The organism is Halobacillus aidingensis (assembly GCF_900104185.1).
GTDB lineage: Bacteria > Bacillota > Bacilli > Bacillales > Halobacillaceae > Halobacillus > Halobacillus aidingensis.
Map to the genome: position 1 here is coordinate 1 of NZ_FNIZ01000038.1, position 19,912 is coordinate 19,912.

Consider the following 19,912-nt stretch of genomic DNA (forward strand, 5'->3'; position numbering starts at 1 on the left):
GCATGAAAAGCGAATGGAGACACGAACGTGTGTGTTTTTCTACTGACTGATCCAAAACACTGCAAATCGTCGTTTCCCTGACCCCGTATCCATGGCCGAGAATTGTCATTCATTATTTCAACTAGGTAAGACTGCCCTTAAGGCTGCGGGGAATGTGCTCACCGCGCTCCCGCGGAAAGCGAGCTATTCCCCGCAGCCCCCTTCCATTCACCAAAAGTCTCGAAACTGAGTCTTCAAGAATAGGGAGCTTTAGTGAAATAAGGGGGGTACTGTTGATAATGTGTATAAAATTGTGCATATGTGAATAAAAGGAGAGATTGTGAGAAGGGAGCGACACTTATCCACATGTGTATAAGTGGTGATCTTTTTTTCTTTTCAAAATCCGATTTCGATAGGAATTGTTGAGATTATGCAGTGTTTCCATTAAGAATCTGTAAAACTAACAAATTGTGATGGGAATCTATTGACATCTGCTTCCTAAGGGTTAATAATATTGTAAATATACAGATGAAATAATAAATATACATAGAGGTGGATTTAGAGTGAAAGCAGGGATTGTAGGTGCGACCGGATACGGCGGAATTGAATTGCTCCGCTTATTAACAAATCATCCACAAGTTAAAGCGATAACCTTATTTTCATCCTCCCAGGCTGGGGAGAAATTTGAAAACATTTACCCTCAATTTCGAGGGGGAGAATCTTATGTGTTACATGATTTAGAGCCGGAGAAGATGAAGGAAGATCTGGACGTCATTTTCCTTGCGACTCCGTCTGGGGTTTCAAGTCAATTGACACCTCAACTCCAGGGCAGTCATGCAAAAGTCATTGACCTTTCTGGTGATTTAAGAATAAAAGAGCCCGCTACTTATGAGCAGTGGTACAAAAAAGAAGCAGCCCCTGATGGGACACTGGGGAATGCCGTCTATGGGCTCCCGGAGTGGAATCAAGAGCAAATAGAGAAGGCAGACCTTATTGCCAATCCAGGGTGTTATCCGACAGCGACATTACTTGGTTTGGGACCAGTAGTCAAAGAAGGATTGGTGAAGCCTGACTCGATCGTAATTGACGCGAAGTCAGGGGTGTCAGGGGCTGGGAAAAATCCAAATCCAATCACCCATTTTGCTCATGCCCAGGAAAACTTTCAAATTTATAAAGTGAATCAACATCAGCACATCCCGGAAATTGAACAACAATTAACCATTTGGGACGACCAACTAGAACCTGTCACCTTTTCCACACACCTCGTTCCGATGACAAGAGGAATCATGGCGACCATCTATCTTCAGTTAAAAGAAGGGATGAGTGAAGAGGATTTACGGCAGAAGTTTAAGAGCTACTATGAGCCGCAACCATTCGTCAGGGTCCGGGAATCGGGCGGGTTTCCATGCACGAAAGATGTGTACGGGTCTAATTTCTGTGATATCGGTCTTACCATTGATGCCCGGACGAAGCGGGTCACCATCGTAAGTGTCATTGATAACTTAATGAAAGGGGCAGCCAGTCAGGCGGTCCAAAATATGAATCTTGTATTCCAATATGATGAGAGAACAGGGCTTGCACCACTGCCTGTTTATCCTTAATGAAGAGAGGGAGAGATGGTTTGATACAAGCGAAGAACACCCAAACAATCGAAAAAGTAGCGGATGGATCCATTCTTACGCCGAAAGGGTACAAGGCAGGTGGAATTCATAGCGGATTAAGATACAGAAAAAAGGACTTCGCTCTTCTTATGAGTGATCGACCAGCTTCTGCAGCGGCTGTTTACACTCAAAGCCATTTCCAGGCCCCGCCTCTTCAGGTGACGCAGGAAAGCATTGCAGAAAAGGGGAAAATTCAAAGTGTCGTGATCAATAGTGCAGTCGCTAATGCGTGCACAGGAGAAGAAGGCCTTGCCAATGCTTACGAGATGCGTCGTATGATTGCAAAAAGGTTTGAGATTCCGGATGAATACGTAGCTGTAGCCTCTACGGGTGTGATCGGACAGCAGCTTCCAATGGAAAAGATCACCCACGGCTGTGAGAATGTTGAGCCGTCAGAAACAGGGTATAAAGATTTTCAACAAGCGATTCTTACGACAGATACTTGTCAAAAGCATGCGTGCTACCAGGTACAGATAGAAGGGAAAACCGTCACCATCGGTGGAGCAGCTAAAGGATCGGGGATGATTCACCCGAATATGGCGACAATGCTTGGTTTTATCACGACTGATGCAACCATTGGACCTAGTGATTTAAAACGCGCGTTAAGTCCTTCTATCGATAAATCCTTCAATCAGATTACGGTTGATGGAGAGACTTCGACCAATGATATGGTCCTGACGCTTGCGAATGGAGAAATAGATCATGATTCATTAACAGAAGACCACCCGGACTGGGGAGCTTTTCAAACCGCCCTTCAGCTTGTTTGTGAAGATCTTGCCAAACAAATAGCCAAAGATGGGGAAGGTGCCACAAAACTGATTGAAGTGGAGGTCACCGGGGCCCGCACAAATGAAGAAGCGCGAATCATCGGTAAAAAAGTGGTTGGTTCGAGCCTGGTTAAGACAGCTGTTTATGGGTTGGATGCCAACTGGGGAAGGATTGTCGGCGCCATCGGCCATAGTGAGGCTGAAGTAGATCCGACTCAGTGTGATATTTACATTGAAGATCAACTGGTATTCAGTAACGGAACGCCATGTCCATTTTCTGAAGAACAGGCAACCGAAGATTTGGACAATGAAGAAGTGAAAATAACCATCCATCTTTATGAAGGAGATGGGGAAGGCACGGCGTGGGGGTGTGACTTGACTTATGACTACGTCAAAATCAATGCAAGTTACAGAACCTAAACCTCTTATTGTCATAAAACTCGGTGGAAGTATGCTCGATCAACTCACCGAAGACTTTTATAACAGCTTTCTGGACCTGCAGGAACATTATCAAGTGATCATTGTTCATGGTGGAGGTCCTGCGATCACAAGATTGCTGGATCAGCTGAACATCGAAGGTGAATTTTATGACGGATTACGAAAAACGACTCCAGAGACGCTCGAAGTGGTAGAAATGGTTCTTGGGGGTTCTGTGAATGGCAGGATTACAGGTCATCTGATGAAAAAGGGAGTCAACGCCGTCGGGGTCAAAGGATCTGAAGCATCGTTGCTGCAAGCCGATTACTTGGATAAAGAAAACCTAGGTCTTGTAGGTAAGGTGAAAGAAGTAAATCCAACTATACTGAAGAATCTTCTTGCTGAAAGTTTTCTTCCTGTCGTCGCACCATTTGGGAAAACCGAAGATCATCAAACGGTGAATATTAACGCAGATGTAGCAGCCGGGGCTATAGCAACAGCTGTAGGAGCTGAAAAGCTTTTATATGTGACAGATGTTCCGGGCATTCTCGTTGAAGACGAAATTCTCGACTGCACGACACCCGAGGAAATTAATGGCATGATCGAGCAAAAGGTCATCTATGGCGGAATGATTCCTAAGGTCCGTTCTGCAACGGAAGCATTATCCGACCATTTACAAGAAGTAAGAATCGTAAGTGGAGAACAAGCTTTGATGGAAGGCGATTCGTTGAATGGCACATCCATTAGAGCAAAAAGGAAGGAGATGGTAGAGTGAGTTTATTTCCTACGTATAATCGCTTTCCTTTAACGATTGTATCTGGAAAGGGAACAACGGTGACCGATGATCAAGGGAAGGATTATTTAGACTTTGTATCAGGGATTGCTGTATGTAATCTCGGTCATCGACCTCCAGAAGTGCAGGAAGCGCTGGAAGAACAGTTGAATCAAGTGTGGCATGTATCAAACCTATACCAAATCCCTGTTCAGGAAGAGGCAGCGAATTTGCTTTGTGATGCGTCTGAACTAGACTATGCTTTTTTCTGTAACAGCGGGGCAGAGGCGAATGAGGCGGCAATCAAGCTTGCCCGTAAACATACAGGAAGAGAGAAAATCATTACATTCAAGCAATCTTTTCACGGACGGACATTTGCTACGATGAGTGCAACAGGGCAGGAAAAGATTCATGAAGGATTCGGTTCTCTGCTTCCGACTTTCGAATACTTCCCTTATAATGATGTACAAAAAATAGAGGAAGTGCATGACGGCCATGTGGCTGCGATTATGGTCGAAGTCATCCAGGGAGAGGGTGGAGTCGTACCGGGAACAAAAGAGTTTCTGAAAACGGTCGAAGATAAATGCCGGGAATTAGGCGCCCTTTTGATCATTGATGAAGTCCAAACCGGAATCGGCCGTACAGGAAAAGCTTTTGCCTATCAACACCATGGACTGGACCCTGACATCGTGACAGCTGCCAAAGGATTGGGAAGTGGGTTTCCTGTCGGGGCTATGTTAGGGAAAGCCGAATTGAAAGATTCCTTCACAGCTGGATCTCACGGATCTACGTTTGGTGGGAACCCATTAGCTTCAACGGCAGTAAAAGCTACGCTTGAGAAAATCTTCGTTTCTGATTTCCTGGAAGCTGTTACGGAAAAAGGGACGGTATTCAAAGATAAGCTTGAAGATTCATTGGCGCGCTTTAACAGTGTGAAAGAAATACGTGGAAAAGGGTTGATGCTTGGGATTTCCATATCCGGTGAAGCAATTCAAATTGTTCACTCATTAAGGGAAAAAGGACTCTTGGCTGTAGTCGCCGGCCCGAATGTTTTGAGGCTGCTCCCTCCATTGACTGTAGAATATGGGGAAATGGACCAAGCTGTCGCTTTAATTACCGAAGCGATCCAACAGCATGAAGACAGTTTGCAAAAAGCATAAAGAATGTATAGACGGTGATGTTCACAGTCGTGTTCAGCACCGTCTTTCCCGGAAGTTATATGTATAAAAATACGCAATATATAATAAATATTCATTTTGTGGGGTGATGGAATGAAAGGATACTTATGTTTACAAGACGGAACAACATTTGAAGGGAAGGCTTCGCGGCATTTTGACCGAAACGTCCAGGGCGAGGTCGTCTTCTTTACCGGCATGACGGGATACCAGGAAGTTCTCACCGATCCTTCTTATAAAGGGCAGATTGTCGTATTTACGTATCCATTGATAGGGAATTACGGCATCAACGATGAGGATGGGGAAAGTGAAGAAATCCAAGTGAGTGGTGTGGTCATGTACCAATGTACGGATGTTCCTTCGCATTTTCAGGCGAGAAAGTCCTTAGGAACGTACTTGAACGAACAAAACATTCCATACATGACTGAGGTAGATACAAGAGAAGTCACCAAGGCCATCCGTGCAGAAGGAACACAGCAAGCCGCTCTTTCTCGAGGGACAGATTATCTATTCCAGCCGACAAAGGGCCATCAAATACAGCAGGTGAGTGGTGAAAAAATTGAAACTTATGGAGAAGCGGGCATGCATGTAGCACTCATCGACTTCGGGTGGAAGAAATCGATTTTGAATGCCCTTCTTGAAAGAGGTGTCCGGGTTTCGGTACTTCCTTTCTCTAAAGTCGAGATGCTGGATACGCTTCAACCGGACGCTATTGTTCTATCGAATGGACCAGGAGACCCGAAAGATACCGTGGACGTTTTACCACTTTTGAAAAAGGCACTGGAGAAGTTTCCGACTTTCGGAATCTGTATGGGGCATCAGGTCATTGCTCTTGCTTTTGGAGGAGATACGACGAAGTTAACATTCGGTCACCGCGGTGCCAACCATCCAGTCAAAGATGTGGTTTCAGGAAAAGTGTTCCTATCCTCGCAGAATCATAACTATGTGGTCAAAGAAGACAGTCTGAATGGGACGCCGCTCGTAACAAGGTTTTATAACGTCAATGACGGTTCCATCGAAGGATTGATGCATGACTCGAAACTAATCATGTCCGCACAATTCCACCCGGAAGCCCATCCCGGGCCGAAAGATGCGGAATGGTTGTTTGATAACTTTCTTACACTTGTGAAGAACAAAGGGGTGAAGACACATGTCTCGTAAAGTATTAGTCATTGGATCAGGTCCGATCATGATTGGTCAGGCGGCAGAATTTGATTACTCAGGAACACAAGGATGTCTCGCTCTGAAAGAAGAGGGGTGTGAGGTTGTCCTCGTCAACAACAATCCGGCAACCATCATGACAGACCATGACGTGGCTGATGTGGTTTATTGTGAACCATTGACGGTTGAAAGCTTAACGAAAATCATTGATTTAGAAAAACCCGATGCGCTCCTTGCCGGGCTCGGGGGACAGACCGCTCTCAATCTAGCCGTTGAACTGGAAAGAGAAGGCGTTTTGCAGGATTATGATCTCGAGTTATTAGGGACCAGTGTCCATTCCATTCAAAAAGGGGAGGACAGAGAATTGTTCCGCGGGTTGATGCATGAATTATCCCAGCCAGTCCCCGAAAGTGAAGTGATTACGACGGTTGAGCAAGCGAAAGCCTTTGCTGAAGAAGTCGGTTACCCGATCATCAGTCGACCTGCTTATACGCTTGGTGGACGTGGTGGTGGAATCGTTCACAGACCGGAGGAACTGGAAGAGTTGATCGCGACGGGGCTGAAAGCGAGTCCGATTCACCAGGTCATCGTCGAAAAGAGTATTGCAGGGTTTAAGGAAATTGAATATGAAATCATGCGGGATCACAATGGAACATGTATTTCTGTTTGTAATATGGAAAACTTTGATCCTGTGGGTGTTCATACCGGAGACTCCATCGTTGTTGCTCCCTCCCAGACATTGTCGGATAACGATTATCAAATGCTTCGATCCGCGGCGTTCAAGATTGTTTCTGAACTCGATGTCATTGGAGGGTGTAATGTTCAGTTCGCGCTTGATACAGAGAGTCGTCAATACTATGTCATCGAGATTAATCCGCGCGTCAGTCGTTCGTCAGCCCTGGCTTCGAAAGCCACGGGTTATCCGATTGCAAAAATGGCGACAAAAGTGGCTCTTGGTTATACGCTTGACCAGCTTGAAAATCCGCTTACGGGCTATACGTACGCAAGCTTTGAACCAGCGCTTGATTATGTCGTCGTTAAATTCCCCCGCTGGCCGTTCGATAAGTTTTCAGAAGCGGATCGTAAGCTCGGAACGAAGATGCGGGCGACAGGTGAAGTCATGGCCATCGACCGGACGTTGGAAGGGGCTTTTCAAAAAGCCGTCCAATCCCTGGATACGAAAGTACCCGACATTCATAACGCCTGGGATCATCTGGAGGAACCTACAGACTTGCGCTACTTCGCTATTCTCCACCTTCTAAGAAAAGGTGAAAGTCTGGAGACAATCCATGAAAATACTAAAATTGATCGCTTCTTTTTACATGTACTGAAAAATCTTGTTGATTTAGAAAAGTGTCTGCAACAGGAGACTTTGGGTGAAGCGCTTTTGAGACAAGTGAAAATCTGTGGTTTTTCAGATCAGGAGATTGCTCATCTTGCCGGGATATCTGAAAAAGAAGTGCAAAAAAGGAGAGAGGAATTCGGGATTCACCGCCATTTCAAGCTCGTTGATACGTGTGCAGCGGAATTTGAAGCGGCAACGAACTATGTCTATAGCACATTTGCGGGTGTGAATGAAATTACACCACTCTCAGGAAAGAAAAAAGCTTTGATTCTCGGATCCGGACCGATTCGAATCGGGCAGGGAGTTGAATTTGATTATAGTGCGGTGAAAGCTATCCAAAGTCTGCAAAAGCAAGGGTGGACGACGATTATGGTGAACAACAACCCAGAAACCGTTAGTACCGATTATGAAACCGCGGATCGCCTCTACTTCGAACCGATTCAAAAAGAAATCATAACATCCATCGTTGATCATGAAGGTATTGACCTTGTATTCACTTCATTCGGAGGGCAGACCGCCATTAATTTGGCAGCAGAACTAGAGACGGAGGGGATCCCCCTTGCAGGAGTAAGTACAGACGTTTTAGATGCGCTGGAGGACAGAGATAAATTCTATGCGGCATTAAATGATTTAGATATCCCTTATGTTTCAGGTACCACCTGTCATACAAAAAATGAAGCTCTAAAAGCAGCAGAGCATTACTCGTTTCCGATTCTTTGCCGCCCGTCCTATGTCATCGGAGGCCAGGGGATGGTCATTGTCAAAGATATGGACGAGTTGAGACAGTCGCTTCAGGAAGCGGATGATCGTCACTATCCGATTGTTCTGGACACCTTTATGCAAGGAAAAGAAGTAGAGGTGGACCTCGTGGCGGACGGTGAAAACCTCTATCTTCCTGAGATCATTGAGCATATCGAGCCGGGAGGTGTTCATTCCGGAGACAGTATGGCGCTCTTCCCATCGAAGCTTGATGAGGAAGTCAAGAAGACTATTGAAGCCTACTCCCAAAAAATCGTCCGGTACTTTAGTTACAAAGGAATGATGAACATCCAGTTTTTACTGAGCGGAGAAAAAGTGTATGTGCTGGAAGTGAACCCGAGAGCGAGTCGGACGGTACCAATTGTGAGTAAGGTGGCAGACGTTCCCCTTGTGGATTTAGCTGTTCGGGTATTGGCATCTGGTGAAGTGGATTTGATGTCCCTTCCCACACCTGTTTTTGATCAAACAGCCGTGAAGTATCCGGTCTTTTCATCCTATGCCTTGACGGAGGTTGATCATAAGCTTGGTCCGAATATGAAATCGACGGGTGAGGGGATGTGCCTTGGAAAGACCATAGATGAAGCCTTGCGAAAAGTGTTCTCCCATTTACCTAATGTGCATGATGTAAAAGATTCTTGCTTTGTAGAAGGGGATTCAACTTTTTCATCTAAGGATTTTGACGAATGGCTCAAGCTTGAGGACGCTTCTATTTATGTCAATGATGAATCAAGTTCCGAGGCGAGTGAACGCAGAATACAGGCTGTGAAGAATGGAATGACCGTTTTCAGTGAGAAAGCAACGTTCGATGCCTATATTCAATCATTAGCTTGTGAAAATTTCGACCCTGCCCCTCTGCCGGGTAATAAACGTGAAGGAGTGCGATCGTAATGAATTTGATGGAACAAATGTATTCAACAGATGGTTCAATGCATGGAAAGAACGTTTTGACTTGGCTTGATTATAATCAATCAGAGGTTTCCCAATTGTTAGCGCAGGCTCAACACTTAAAAGAAAACCCTTATTCTCAATCATTAAAAGGGAAGAACCTGGCGATGATTTTTGAAAAATCTTCAACAAGAACACGCGTTTCTTTTGAAGTGGGGATGGTTCAAATGGGCGGCCATGCTCTTTATTTAAATACGAGAGACATCCAGGTCGGCCGCGGTGAAACCATTGCCGATACGGCTCGCGTGCTCTCGGGATACGTTGACGCCATCATGTTCAGAACGACATCGCATGGAAAATTGAAGGAGCTTGCTGAACATGCCTCTGTACCTGTCATTAACGGCTTATGCGATATCTACCACCCCTGTCAGGCACTCGCTGATATTTTTACCATTTTAGAATTGAAAGGGCGTTTGTGTGGAGTGAAGGTCGTTTACATCGGTGACGGAAACAATGTCGCTCATTCGCTGATGATTTTGGCAGCTATGATGGGCATGGAAATGGTCGTCTCAGCTCCGGACGGATATCAGCCTGACCCTCTGATTACCGAAAAATCGCAAGCGCTGGCGAAACGATATGGTGGATCCGTCGTACTGGAAGAGAATCCAGAAAAAGCCGTGAAGCATGCGGACGTCATTTACACAGATGTTTGGACGAGTATGGGGCAGGAAGAAGAGAGTGAAAAACGCCTGTTAGATTTTGAAGGCTACCAAGTAAATGAATCTTTACTAAAGCAAGCTAAATCAAATGTCTCCTTTTTGCATTGCCTTCCGGCCCATCGAGGGGAAGAAGTGACAGCGAGTGTCATTGACGGCAACCATTCGGCAGTCTTTCAGCAGGCCGAAAATCGTATGCACGTCCAAAAAGCCATCTTACAAGCGGTCGTCGGATGGAAGTGAATTTATGAGCATAATTCAGACCGAACAAACAATAGGATATAGGAATAGACCTCATAAACAAAATCATGTAAAAAGAAGGTCGAAAGGCTACGAATTTCATCGAACACACAACTTTTACAAGGAAATCTAGGATCGATGTGGAAGTAGTTAGGGAGAATATTCAAAACCAAAAGGAGTGGCCATGCAATGAGTAAGCAATTGACAACCGCTGTGGAACCCCAGGTTGTTCGTAGGTCCAATATCAAGGTCGTCGGTGTCTCTTGTCAAACTATGATGGATGAACGGGAAATTAAAATTCCGCGATTGATGGAGCAGTTTCATACGACAAATTTGCCGAAAGTAAGAAACAGGGTCAACGCGCCGCGTTCCATCGGAATGTTCGTCGACCCGCCAAATTGGAATGAGATGACCGATGCTTTTTATTGGATTGCTGCTGTAGAGGTCGATAGCTTCGAGAAGATTCCGCCAAACATGATTACAAAGACGATCCCTGCTCATACGTATGCCATGCTTGAATATGATCCTTCTATTCATGATTTCAATCCTTACGCTTATTTGCATAAGTGGATAAAGGATGAAGGGTATCAACAGGTAGAAGGATTCGGCTTTGAGGAATACAAACCTTATACAGGTGCTGAAACGAGTTACCGCTTATTCCTTCCAATTAAATAACCGAACAAAAAAGCAAGGAAGCACGTTAAAACTTCCTTGCTTTTCTTTTTGGTCTCGGAAACTATAGAATACAGAGCGGTGACAAATGAAAAAACGGTTTGTTAAAACGCACGTTCATTCTTGTTCCTTTTACTTTCTAAACGATTTAACTGAATAGATATAAAAATCAAAAGAGCGATTACAGGTAAGAAAAAGGAGCCTGTCCCTACTAAATGGTAGAGGGTCCACCCTATTAATGAACTGAATAATAAGGTGGACCAAAGATATGCATGAAAGTCTTTCTTGAACCTCCTCCAATAACAAGGTATCACAGGCCTTATTCAGGAGGAAAGGAAAGGGCCGTATTTTTATCTGAGGCGATTTCCATCCAGTTCATGAGGAAATCTTCACAGGAATCCGCTTTTCGTACACTTCCGTATCCGCTATAAAAAGAACGACAAACCGAAGTAAATCGCAGAAGCGAAGCCGGCTGCAATGAGGGCCGGTTTCAGCTTGAATTTGGCGTATTTAATCGGATTCAAATTCAAGATTCCAGCCGTAGTATTCGTATCATCACTCAAAGGAGATGCGAAGGCCCCGAAAGTTCCGCTGGCAAAGACGGCCCCGATGACAATCGGCAGTGAACTTCCGGCTACGGTGGCGATCGATATCCCGACAGGCATAAGAATCCCCCATGTGCCCCAGGAAGATCCGATGAAATAAGAGAGGCCGCAGCCGACAACAAATAGGATGACGGCTACAAATCCTGCGGGGATCCAGTCAAAAGACTTAGAGATGGTATCCGCGAATTTTAGCGCTTCGGATCCACTGCTCAACCCCCATACCATGGCAAGGAGAACGATGACGCTCATCATTTCGTTTCCTCCATCGACGAGGGTGTTCATCATTTTTCTAAGTTTCTCGTTTCGAAATTTCAAGTAAACAACAAACCCGATGAGGGTAAGAACGACAGCGAGTACCATCGCATCAAGTACATTTGCATTAATCAAGGCATCAAATCCGGACTTTCCATCTCTGATTCCGACCATATACATAAGAAAGAATGTAAGGAGGATGACGCTGATCAAAGGAGCGATCAGATGCCAAGGCTGTGCGGGTAGATTTTTCGTAACGGCTGGATGACAGTCTTCCCATTGATCATCATCTTCTCTTTTTTCTTGGTCCATGTTCTCGGCATCGGTTGCAGGCTTTTTATTTTTATGAAAAAAACTCATATAAAAACCGACTGCCAGCATAGAAAAGGCGAAAAAGTTGAACGGAATACTGCTGATATATAAGGAATAAGCGTCTCCTTCCGTGCCTGCTTGTTCCAAGGATAGTTCAATGACCGATGTCATATATCCAACAAACGCGGTAGCAATTGGAATCAAGACGACGAGGGGAGAGGCTGTCGTTTCGATGACGAAACCAAGCTCCTGTTTTGTCATCGGGATGTTCCTTCTCAATGCCTTCATCACAGGTCCAATGGTAACGATCCGAAAACTCGGGGCACTGAAAGTTCCTAAAGAAGACAACCAGGTTAGGATGAACGCTCCTTTTTTATGGTCGATCCGCTCTGTTGCTTCTTTGACGAATCCTTTGATCCCTCCTGACATTTTTACAAGTCCGATTAAAGCGGAGAAAGCATATAGAAAAAGGATGATCTTTAAGTTGGCTTCATCCCTTAATCCTTCAATGATGAAACCTAAGGCTGTCATCATCCCGCCCAGCCAGTGCGGGTCGATAATGTAACCGGCCACGACAACAGCGAATAGTAAACTTGGAATGACTTGTTTGGTCCATATAGCTGCAATAATGACCACGATGAAAGGAACGACGGAGATCCAACCCATATACATATACCTCGCTTTTCTTGAGTGCTTCCATTAGCTTGTGTGTGTTTTGCCAGGATATTCTTGTCATGTAAAAAAGGAGTCGGAGCGTGTAAAGCGAATATAGGGGGTAGAGCTTTTAACAGAGGAGGATGCTTGTGGCTTTTATGGAACAGTCCATCATCATCGAAAAACCTGTAGAAGAAGTTTTTGAGATGGCGACGGATTTCAACAACAGCCCTGAAATTATGGATACAGTCATTGATGTACAACTATTGAGTGAGGGGCCTGTCAAAGAAGGGTACAGGTTCCAGGAAACTCGCGAAATCAGAGGCAGAAAAGCACGCTCAATCATTGAGGTCACCGACTTTGACCCCAATCGAAAATACTCTGTCCGCAGTCATCAGCATGGATTGGATTTGCGCTATCATTATGAATTCGTGCAGACTTCAGAGGGAACAAGAATAGACTTCCAAGGGGAGCTTTACACGGAAGGTTTACGAAACAAATTGATGAAACCGCTCATCAGGAAAATCATCAAAAAAGAAGATCAGGATCACCTTCAGCATTTAAAGAAGTTTATCGAATCTTCTTCTTAATGGTGGTATAATAAGAATAAGCTATGGATCATGTATGAAAGGCCTCTCCATTATCCAATATGGAAAGAGGTCTATTTTTTATATACAAAACTCCCTATTCAATTAAATGGCAGGATTGTGGAAGACTCAGTTTCGAGATGTTTCCGGGGTTCGTTGCCTGGTTGAGCGTCAGGGGTGGCTGCGAAGCAACTCGCTTTCCTGCGGGGATGACGGCAAGCCTCCTCGTGCTTCGCACTGCGGGGTCTTGCCAGCCAATCCATTCCCGCGGGAGTCTCGCAGCTTCCCAACCACCCCATTCGATGCATGTGGAAAACGAACCCCTTTACCAAGGGGGGTTATCTCCACTATCTTTTTGATATATGCATAAAGCGCTCTATAACAAGCTTTCCGTATGCAGAATAGCTGCTTTGGTAGTTGATTCCCCTCCAATTACCATGTGCATGAAAGCAGCTTATTCTGGAAGTGGTTTCGAGATACTTATATGGCAAAGGGGCGAAGGGGAATGGCGAGACTCCTGCGGGAAAAAAGTGCATGGTGAGACCCCACAGGACGCAGTCCGAGGAGGCTCACCGCGCTCCCGCGGAAAGCGAGCTATTCCCCGCAGCCCCACCCACTCTACAAAAGTCTCGAAACTGAGTTTTCAAGAATAGGGAGCTTAAGGTGAAGGGTGGGGTGGGTAATAGAAGGGTATATTAGGAATTCTAAAGATATATGGAAAGGAAAGATAATAGATGACAGATATCAACCAATCGTGGTTTGAGGAATTATCCCCATCTACGAAAGAGGCATGGCAGGTTTCAGGATATGAGAGCTTGACGAAAGTTCAAGAACAGGCCATACCTTTCATTTTACAAGGCACAGATGTGGTGGCGGAAGCCCCTACAGGCAGTGGGAAAACTTTGGCTTATTTACTACCGTTGATTGAAAAAGTGGATCCCGAACAGAAGCATACACAAGTGTTGATCATGGCTTCTTCCCATGAATTAGTCATGCAGATTCATCAGGAGGTACAGACTTGGACGAAAGGAAGCGGCATCAGTAGCATGACGATGATTGGTGGAGCGAATATTAAGCGACAGATGGACAAGCTGAAGAAAAAGCCGCACATCGTTGTTGGTACCCCAGGTCGTGTGTATGAATTGCTACAGAAGAAAAAATTGAAGGCACATGAAATCAAAGCGGTCATTATGGACGAAGCAGATCAATTACTTGTTCCAGAACACATCCATACGGTTGAAGATGTGTTGAAAAGCACGATGCGTGATACGCAAACGTTGTTGTTTTCAGCCACATTGCCTGATGAGGTCATTGAAATAGCTCAAACATTCATGGATGAAGAGGCGGAAGTGATTCGGGTTACAGAAGAACTGAAGAAACCCGACGTGACTCATACCTATATTGTTTGTGAAGACAGAGATAAAATCGAGACATTAAGAAAATTGGCGCGGATGGAAGGATTCAAAGGTCTTGCCTTCATGCAGGATATTGCCAAGTTGAATGTCATGGCCGAGAAACTGACGTACAAACACCTGGATATCGGCTTGTTGCACAGTGATGCGAAAAAAGAGCAGCGGGCAAAAGCGATTAAGGAATTCCGAAAAGGGGAATATCCATTACTACTTGCAACTGATGTGGCTGCCAGAGGCCTGGATATTATTGAAATCAACCATATCATCAACCTTGATGTTCCTAAAGATATGACATCCTATATTCACCGTGCGGGTCGGACCGGACGAATTGGATCTCAGGAAGGAACGGTTGTTTCCCTAGTGAACCCTGTAGAAGAGAAACGTTTGAAGAAGTTTGCACGTGATCTGGAGCTTTCCCTCCATAAAGCAGAGATTTATAAAGGGAAATTAAAAGCCTCCCATCGTTAAATATTGCCGTTTGCCTTTGAAGCGATGCCATGGAATACTGGAAGAGAGTACTTCTAGCCTGAAGTGAGGAGAGAATCGATATGATTAAAAAGTTCTTTCTCTTTCTTGTGGCCTTGTTTGTCATCATCGTCATTGCGACACCAGTTTCTGCCCAGGACTTTTGGAAAGAAGGCCCGCGGGCTTCCTATGAGAGGGTATCGCAACATGTGCAGGGCTTAGTAGAGAATACAAATATAAAAAATGAGTTTCAGAATTTTGCAGTAGATGTCCAATCGTTTTTTAAGCTTCTTGAAGATGTGGAATGGAAATACCCTGATGCACCTCCAGAAGAGCAAGTGACCTCAGATCGCCAGAGTGAACGGGTGTCAGAGAATTCACTCTCTGGTTATGAATTGAAAGAGTTCGAACAAGAAGTTGTTGCTCTGGTCAATAAAGAACGGGAAGAGCGGGGACTTGAGCCTTTACAAACGCATAATCGTTTGAGTGCATTAGCCAACGTAAAGTCACAGGATATGGCGGATAAACGTTATTTCAGTCATACTTCACCAACCTACGGATCACCATTTGATATGATGGACGAATTCGATTTCCGTTACCAGGCAGCAGGTGAAAACATCGCTGCCGGTCAACGGACACCCGAAGAAGTCGTAGAAGGTTGGATGAACAGTGATGGGCATAGAGCCAACATTCTTCACGAAGACTTCACCCATATTGGTGTAGGATACATCGAAGGAGCAGGACCATATAAAAGATACTGGACACAACTATTCATGACCCCTCGATAACCAACGGAAAAGCCGGATTCCAAACACAGGAATCCGGCTTTTTCATCCTTATATTGCAGGGTTTTTGAAGGCGTGGTTTTATATGAACTGAGAGCAGAGGGGAGGGAAACCACTCATACGCTCACCGCACTTCCACGAAAAGAGTTATTCCCCTGACCCCCAACCGCTAACATGCGTAACGGAAACACCCTAAACATCTCAAAGCTGTATTTAAAGAAAGGGAGCTTAGGATGGTCAATTTTTAGAGATGGATTTGAAGTATCCTTTGACATTTACAGGATCATTTTCTTTCTCGTCCTCGGCCCACTCCAGGATCAAGGAAAACAACTGGATGATCATGATCATCACACCCGTGTACAAAAAGGCCTCAGCATCAGTTCCTTCACTGAAGAAGAAAGAAGCTTCATGATAGAGCACAAAGGATAAGGATGTCAGTATTAAATAAAGAAAACGTCTCATGTAGTTTTGGAGCTGTATGAAAGAGCACTGCAACAAAAGAGGTGTCCAGTAAATAAACGCTCCGAAACCTAAAAGGAACAGGTGAACAAACTCACTTAGAGGAAGATGAAAAGCTAAATCGAAGCTTGCGAGTGCGCTCATTACGAAGAGAATTGAGCTTAAAACCGGGCGACGGCTTAATTTTATAACCCAACGGAGACTGGAACGGAACCAAAGTTGTTTGTGATTTGCATAAAGAATGAAAGCAGGAGCTAGTCCAAAGCAGATGATACTCCTGACATATTGAAAAGGGGTGGGGGATAAAAGGTGATGGATCGCAAGAACAGCGAGAATGAATAAGGAATAGAGAAGGAATGTAAGAACGGAATTTTTATAGACCTTCATTTTAGGACTCATCTCCTGAAAGCTTTCGGTTTATTTACCCTCCCCATTTTCAAATAAACCTATGTAGAAAAAGATTTCCATTAGAGTAAGTAAAATCAAACGCAGCACGTTTGCTATGTGGAACGATGAGAGTAGGGGGGATAATTAAGAAAAATGTAAAAAGTCTGTATATAAATGGAAGGGGATGATGAACTAGTGTTATAATTTTTAAGTTAAAACATTATTTTCTAGTTCTTTTCACCTTATTATTAACAGGAAAGAAGTGCTTATATATGAATGCCATCCATTCCTTAATTAACCAACCATCAATATTTAAAAACTTGTTTCACCATTTAAGTGACGCGGTAGCCATCATTCAAAATGTAAAAGGGAACAAGATCTTTACCTACATCAATGCGACGATGCAGGGGGTGTATGGAGACCTTCAAGGGTGTGCATTAAATGACATTTATTGTGAGGCGAAACGGGTCCATATCGAGGAGACGATGGAAAGGGCGGATAATTGTCGCGAAACTTTAGTTGAGAGCTCTGACCGTTATCCTAATCCGTTTCAAATCTCTTATGCTATACAATCTGCAGAAATTGGGGAGTCTTATCTCCTGTACATAAAAATGGGGTCTGCCCAAACGATGAAGCTTATAGAAGAGAAAGAACGTCAACGTGTAGAAAGTGAAAGCCGTTATGAATCGGTAGTTGAAACTTCCCCGGACTCGATTTTTCTGCATGATGAAGAAGATCGCATCATTTATGTGAACCAAGCAGGGATGGACTTGCTGGGGGCGGAAAAAGCTGTAGAATTACTTGGTCAGGATATAAAGAAGTTCCTCTACAATGAACCATATGAAGATATACGAAAACGTCTAAGCACGTTATTGTCAGGGGGATATGTGAAAGGTCCGATCGAACGCCAGCTTCTAAGAATGGATGGATCGATCATTGATGTTGAATTGCATGGAGGTCTTGTGGAATACCATCAAATTAAAGCGGTCCAGACGATTTGCCGGAACATTTCGGAACGAAGGAAACAGCAGCATCAATTAGAAGAGATGGCTTATCATGACCAGTTGACGAACATTCCGAACAGGCGGTACTTTTTTGAAAAGTTGGAAGATGAGCTGAAACGGGTGAAACACCAAGACTCGATTTTTGCCCTATTATTCTTTGATTTGGATAATTTCAAACAAATTAATGACCGTTATGGACATCAAATCGGTGATGAATTACTTGTCATCTTTACTAAACGTCTCAGTCAAGGGTTAAGAAAAACGGACACGCTCTCTCGTCTAGGTGGCGATGAATTTGTTATTCTTTTATCAGACTTAGCTGATACTAAGCACCCGCGTCAAGTTGCGGATCGAATGCTGGATCGTGTGCTCCGACCGATCCACCTGCAAGGGTGTGAAATTGAAATCAGTGTGTCGATAGGGGTGTCCATTTATCCTGAACATGGGGTGGATCAGGGAGAACTTCTCACAAAAGCCGACCGAGCGTTATACAAGGCGAAAGAAAATGGAAGAAGCTGTGTGTCGGTTTATACTTATGGTTCATGAAAGGAGAATCAGCCTTGGAAATCCAAGAGCTTCATCAGTTTGATGCCATCGCATTAAAAGCGAAACTAGAAAACAGAGAATTGAACATATCAGAAGTCATTCATCACTATAAAACAGTTATGGAACGGAAGAATCCTGAATTGAATGCTGTTGTCCACTACATAGAAGAACCTTTCAATACAGACGGGTATTTTCGGGGTCTTCCATTTCTTATCAAAGATTTGAATGCTGTACAAGGACATCCGTTGTCCTATGGTTCTAAGGTGATGGAAGGCTTTGAGGCGAAAGGGGATGATGAAATCGTCAAACGCTTCAGAAGGGGTGGACTTACCTTTATTGGAAAAAGTAATACACCTGAGTTCGGCTTCACGCCTGCTACGGAATCTGTCCATCTAGGTTTCACGAAAAATCCGTGGAACAGGAAATATTCACCTGGAGGTTCAAGCGGAGGAGCAGCCGCAGCTGTTGCATCCGGTATGGTCCCTTTTGCACACGCCAGTGACGGAGGAGGATCCATTCGTATCCCTGCTTCCAACTGCGGTTTGTTCGGCTTAAAACCGACGAGGGGGAGGACGCCTTTTTCCATGCATCTGAACAGCCTTGCCGTCAGTCATGGGGTAACAAAATCGGTAAGAGACAGTGCCGCGCTCCTTGATCTACTGGAAGGCCCGCAAAAAGGCGACCTCTTTGCAACTCCAGCCAAAGGCGATCCATACGCCGAAATCGCTCATGAGGATCTTGGGTCATTGAAAATTGCTTATATGGCAGATTTCGGAGATTTGATGCCTATACAGCCAGATGTGCAACGCGCCATTCGTCATACGGCAGAGCTTTGTGAGTCGCTCGGGCATGAAGTAGAAGTCGCTTATCCCGACTTTGAACTCCATCGCTTTATGGATGCGTTCGTTACTGTATGGGTCGTCGGTGGTGCTTTAGCTGTCAAAGGTGCGGCAAGAATGAATGGCATAAAGCCTAATGATCAAAATTTAGAGAAGATGCTTTCAACGTTGATTGGAAAAGCTGAAGGTTACACGGCGATGGAATACGAGCAAGCACGTATGTTTCTAGCGACAGAAAGTGTTAAATTCCACTCGTTCTTTGATCAGTATGATGTGCTTTTACACCCCGTCAATTCCAAGTCTGCTTTACCTTTAGGTTGTTATAATGGAGAAGAAAAAACGATCGATGAAATATTGGCTGTGTCTGCCGAATATGCCCATCTTTCCCCAGTAGCGAACGTAACTGGACAGCCGGCGATGAGTGTTCCTCTTTACTGGAATGAAGAAAATGTCCCAATCGGTTCCCACTTTACCGGGAGGTTTGGTGATGAACGAACACTGTTGAAGCTAGCCTCCCAGCTTGAAGAAGCACGCCCCTGGCGGCACAAGTATAACGAAATCATCTAAAGAACCAGAAATCCCTTCAATGGGATTTCTGGTTCTTTATCTATGTCCCTTATTGAACAATATGGCAGGATTGTTGAAGACTCAGTTTCGAGGTGTTTTTTGAGTGGATGGGGCTTCGGGGAATGACTCGCTTTCCGCGGGAGCGCGGTGAGCCTCCCTCAGTAAATGGATCCGTTCTCAAAAATCCTTGGTTTTTCTCTGGTATTCTTCTTCTTTGAATATTGAAACATAGGTCATTCATTCAAATATATCCCATTTTTTAATGAATATGGAATACGTATAGGCGCTTAAACAGACTGGAGAGGTTAAGTTCCAGTAAATGGGTTTTATAATCGCACCTTGGATCTCCACATTAAACATGGTGGTGGACCCTCCCATATCTCTCGGCGTCTGTGCGCGCAAATTCCTTCGTTCGACCTGACCATGTGTGGATGCCGGAAAAGCTCCTCGGGTGGGTCTGTGCCCTAATGCTCGGAATGTGACCAGCTT

Annotated in this window: 15 protein-coding genes; 13 read left to right on the top strand and 2 right to left on the bottom strand. The window is 44.6% G+C overall.

What is annotated here, in order from left to right; genetic code table 11:
• Nucleotides 1–542: 542 nt before the first annotated feature.
• From argC to BLS23_RS20810, 8 genes are all read left to right on the top strand, one after another.
• Entirely contained in the window at nucleotides 543–1,580 is a 1,038-nt protein-coding gene (argC, locus tag BLS23_RS20775) for an N-acetyl-gamma-glutamyl-phosphate reductase (RefSeq protein WP_089654921.1), read from the top strand.
• A gap of 20 nt (nucleotides 1,581–1,600) precedes the next feature.
• A complete protein-coding gene (gene argJ, locus BLS23_RS20780; protein WP_089654922.1) occupies nucleotides 1,601–2,827 on the top strand; it encodes a bifunctional ornithine acetyltransferase/N-acetylglutamate synthase in 1,227 nt (408 codons plus the stop codon).
• A complete protein-coding gene (gene argB, locus BLS23_RS20785) occupies nucleotides 2,790–3,599 on the top strand; it encodes an acetylglutamate kinase (protein WP_089654923.1) in 810 nt (269 codons plus the stop codon). The genes argJ and argB overlap by 38 nt, the downstream gene beginning before the upstream one ends.
• A complete protein-coding gene (locus tag BLS23_RS20790; RefSeq protein WP_089654924.1) occupies nucleotides 3,596–4,756 on the top strand; it encodes an acetylornithine transaminase in 1,161 nt (386 codons plus the stop codon). The genes argB and BLS23_RS20790 overlap by 4 nt, the downstream gene beginning before the upstream one ends.
• Before the next feature lie 111 nt (nucleotides 4,757–4,867).
• Entirely contained in the window at nucleotides 4,868–5,932 is a 1,065-nt protein-coding gene (locus BLS23_RS20795) for a carbamoyl phosphate synthase small subunit (RefSeq protein ID WP_089654925.1), read from the top strand.
• The gene (locus BLS23_RS20800) at nucleotides 5,922–8,924 is read left to right on the top strand and encodes a carbamoyl phosphate synthase large subunit (protein ID WP_089654926.1); all 3,003 of its coding nucleotides are present in this window, start codon (nucleotides 5,922–5,924) and stop codon (nucleotides 8,922–8,924) included. The genes BLS23_RS20795 and BLS23_RS20800 overlap by 11 nt, the downstream gene beginning before the upstream one ends.
• On the top strand, nucleotides 8,924–9,880 hold the full coding sequence (argF, locus tag BLS23_RS20805) for an ornithine carbamoyltransferase (protein WP_181898689.1): 957 nt from the start codon (nucleotides 8,924–8,926) through the stop codon (nucleotides 9,878–9,880). The genes BLS23_RS20800 and argF overlap by 1 nt, the downstream gene beginning before the upstream one ends.
• A 186-nt stretch (nucleotides 9,881–10,066) precedes the next feature.
• A complete protein-coding gene (locus tag BLS23_RS20810) occupies nucleotides 10,067–10,552 on the top strand; it encodes a GyrI-like domain-containing protein (RefSeq protein ID WP_089654927.1) in 486 nt (161 codons plus the stop codon).
• Between the two features lie 422 nt (nucleotides 10,553–10,974).
• On the opposite strand, the gene BLS23_RS20815 is transcribed toward BLS23_RS20810, so the two are convergent.
• A complete protein-coding gene (locus BLS23_RS20815; RefSeq protein ID WP_089654928.1) occupies nucleotides 10,975–12,390 on the bottom strand; it encodes a Na+/H+ antiporter NhaC family protein in 1,416 nt (471 codons plus the stop codon).
• A gap of 140 nt (nucleotides 12,391–12,530) precedes the next feature.
• On the opposite strand from BLS23_RS20815, the gene BLS23_RS20820 reads away from it, so the two are divergent.
• The 3 genes from BLS23_RS20820 (at nucleotide 12,531) to BLS23_RS20835 (ending at nucleotide 15,624) form a co-directional block, all read left to right on the top strand.
• The gene (locus BLS23_RS20820) at nucleotides 12,531–12,962 is read left to right on the top strand and encodes an SRPBCC family protein (RefSeq protein ID WP_244157294.1); all 432 of its coding nucleotides are present in this window, start codon (nucleotides 12,531–12,533) and stop codon (nucleotides 12,960–12,962) included.
• Nucleotides 12,963–13,693: 731 nt separating this feature from the next.
• Entirely contained in the window at nucleotides 13,694–14,839 is a 1,146-nt protein-coding gene (locus BLS23_RS20830; RefSeq protein WP_089654931.1) for a DEAD/DEAH box helicase, read from the top strand.
• An 80-nt stretch (nucleotides 14,840–14,919) separates the two neighbouring features.
• Nucleotides 14,920–15,624 carry a CAP domain-containing protein gene (locus tag BLS23_RS20835; protein WP_089654932.1) on the top strand — a complete coding sequence of 235 codons (705 nt, stop codon included), beginning with the start codon at nucleotides 14,920–14,922 and terminating at the stop codon, nucleotides 15,622–15,624.
• A 234-nt stretch (nucleotides 15,625–15,858) separates the two neighbouring features.
• On the opposite strand, the gene BLS23_RS20840 is transcribed toward BLS23_RS20835, so the two are convergent.
• Nucleotides 15,859–16,467 (bottom strand): hypothetical protein, encoded by a 609-nt coding sequence (locus tag BLS23_RS20840; protein ID WP_089654933.1) that lies wholly within the window; start codon nucleotides 16,465–16,467, stop codon nucleotides 15,859–15,861.
• Between the two features lie 272 nt (nucleotides 16,468–16,739).
• Between BLS23_RS20840 and BLS23_RS20845 the strand changes: the two genes are divergently transcribed.
• Both BLS23_RS20845 and BLS23_RS20850 read left to right on the top strand, forming a co-directional pair.
• Nucleotides 16,740–18,017 carry a sensor domain-containing diguanylate cyclase gene (locus tag BLS23_RS20845; protein ID WP_089654934.1) on the top strand — a complete coding sequence of 426 codons (1,278 nt, stop codon included), beginning with the start codon at nucleotides 16,740–16,742 and terminating at the stop codon, nucleotides 18,015–18,017.
• Between the two features lie 14 nt (nucleotides 18,018–18,031).
• Nucleotides 18,032–19,423, top strand: a complete 1,392-nt coding sequence (locus BLS23_RS20850) for an amidase (RefSeq protein WP_089654935.1) — start codon at nucleotides 18,032–18,034, stop codon at nucleotides 19,421–19,423.
• Nucleotides 19,424–19,912 lie beyond the last annotated feature (489 nt).

What these genes read in the sequence shown, in the direction of transcription:
- BLS23_RS20810 (WP_089654927.1), top strand. Translation starts at nt 10,067, where the DNA reads ATGAGTAAGCAATTGACAACCGCTGTGGAACCCCAGGTTGTTCGTAGG.
- BLS23_RS20835 (WP_089654932.1), top strand. Translation starts at nt 14,920, where the DNA reads ATGATTAAAAAGTTCTTTCTCTTTCTTGTGGCCTTGTTTGTCATCATC.
- argB (WP_089654923.1), top strand. Translation starts at nt 2,790, where the DNA reads ATGACTACGTCAAAATCAATGCAAGTTACAGAACCTAAACCTCTTATT.
- BLS23_RS20830 (WP_089654931.1), top strand. Translation starts at nt 13,694, where the DNA reads ATGACAGATATCAACCAATCGTGGTTTGAGGAATTATCCCCATCTACG.
- BLS23_RS20820 (WP_244157294.1), top strand. Translation starts at nt 12,531, where the DNA reads ATGGAACAGTCCATCATCATCGAAAAACCTGTAGAAGAAGTTTTTGAG.
- BLS23_RS20840 (WP_089654933.1), bottom strand. Translation starts at nt 16,467, where the DNA reads ATGAAGGTCTATAAAAATTCCGTTCTTACATTCCTTCTCTATTCCTTA.
- BLS23_RS20815 (WP_089654928.1), bottom strand. Translation starts at nt 12,390, where the DNA reads ATGTATATGGGTTGGATCTCCGTCGTTCCTTTCATCGTGGTCATTATT.
- BLS23_RS20845 (WP_089654934.1), top strand. Translation starts at nt 16,740, where the DNA reads ATGAATGCCATCCATTCCTTAATTAACCAACCATCAATATTTAAAAAC.
- argF (WP_181898689.1), top strand. Translation starts at nt 8,924, where the DNA reads ATGAATTTGATGGAACAAATGTATTCAACAGATGGTTCAATGCATGGA.
- BLS23_RS20795 (WP_089654925.1), top strand. Translation starts at nt 4,868, where the DNA reads ATGAAAGGATACTTATGTTTACAAGACGGAACAACATTTGAAGGGAAG.
- BLS23_RS20800 (WP_089654926.1), top strand. Translation starts at nt 5,922, where the DNA reads ATGTCTCGTAAAGTATTAGTCATTGGATCAGGTCCGATCATGATTGGT.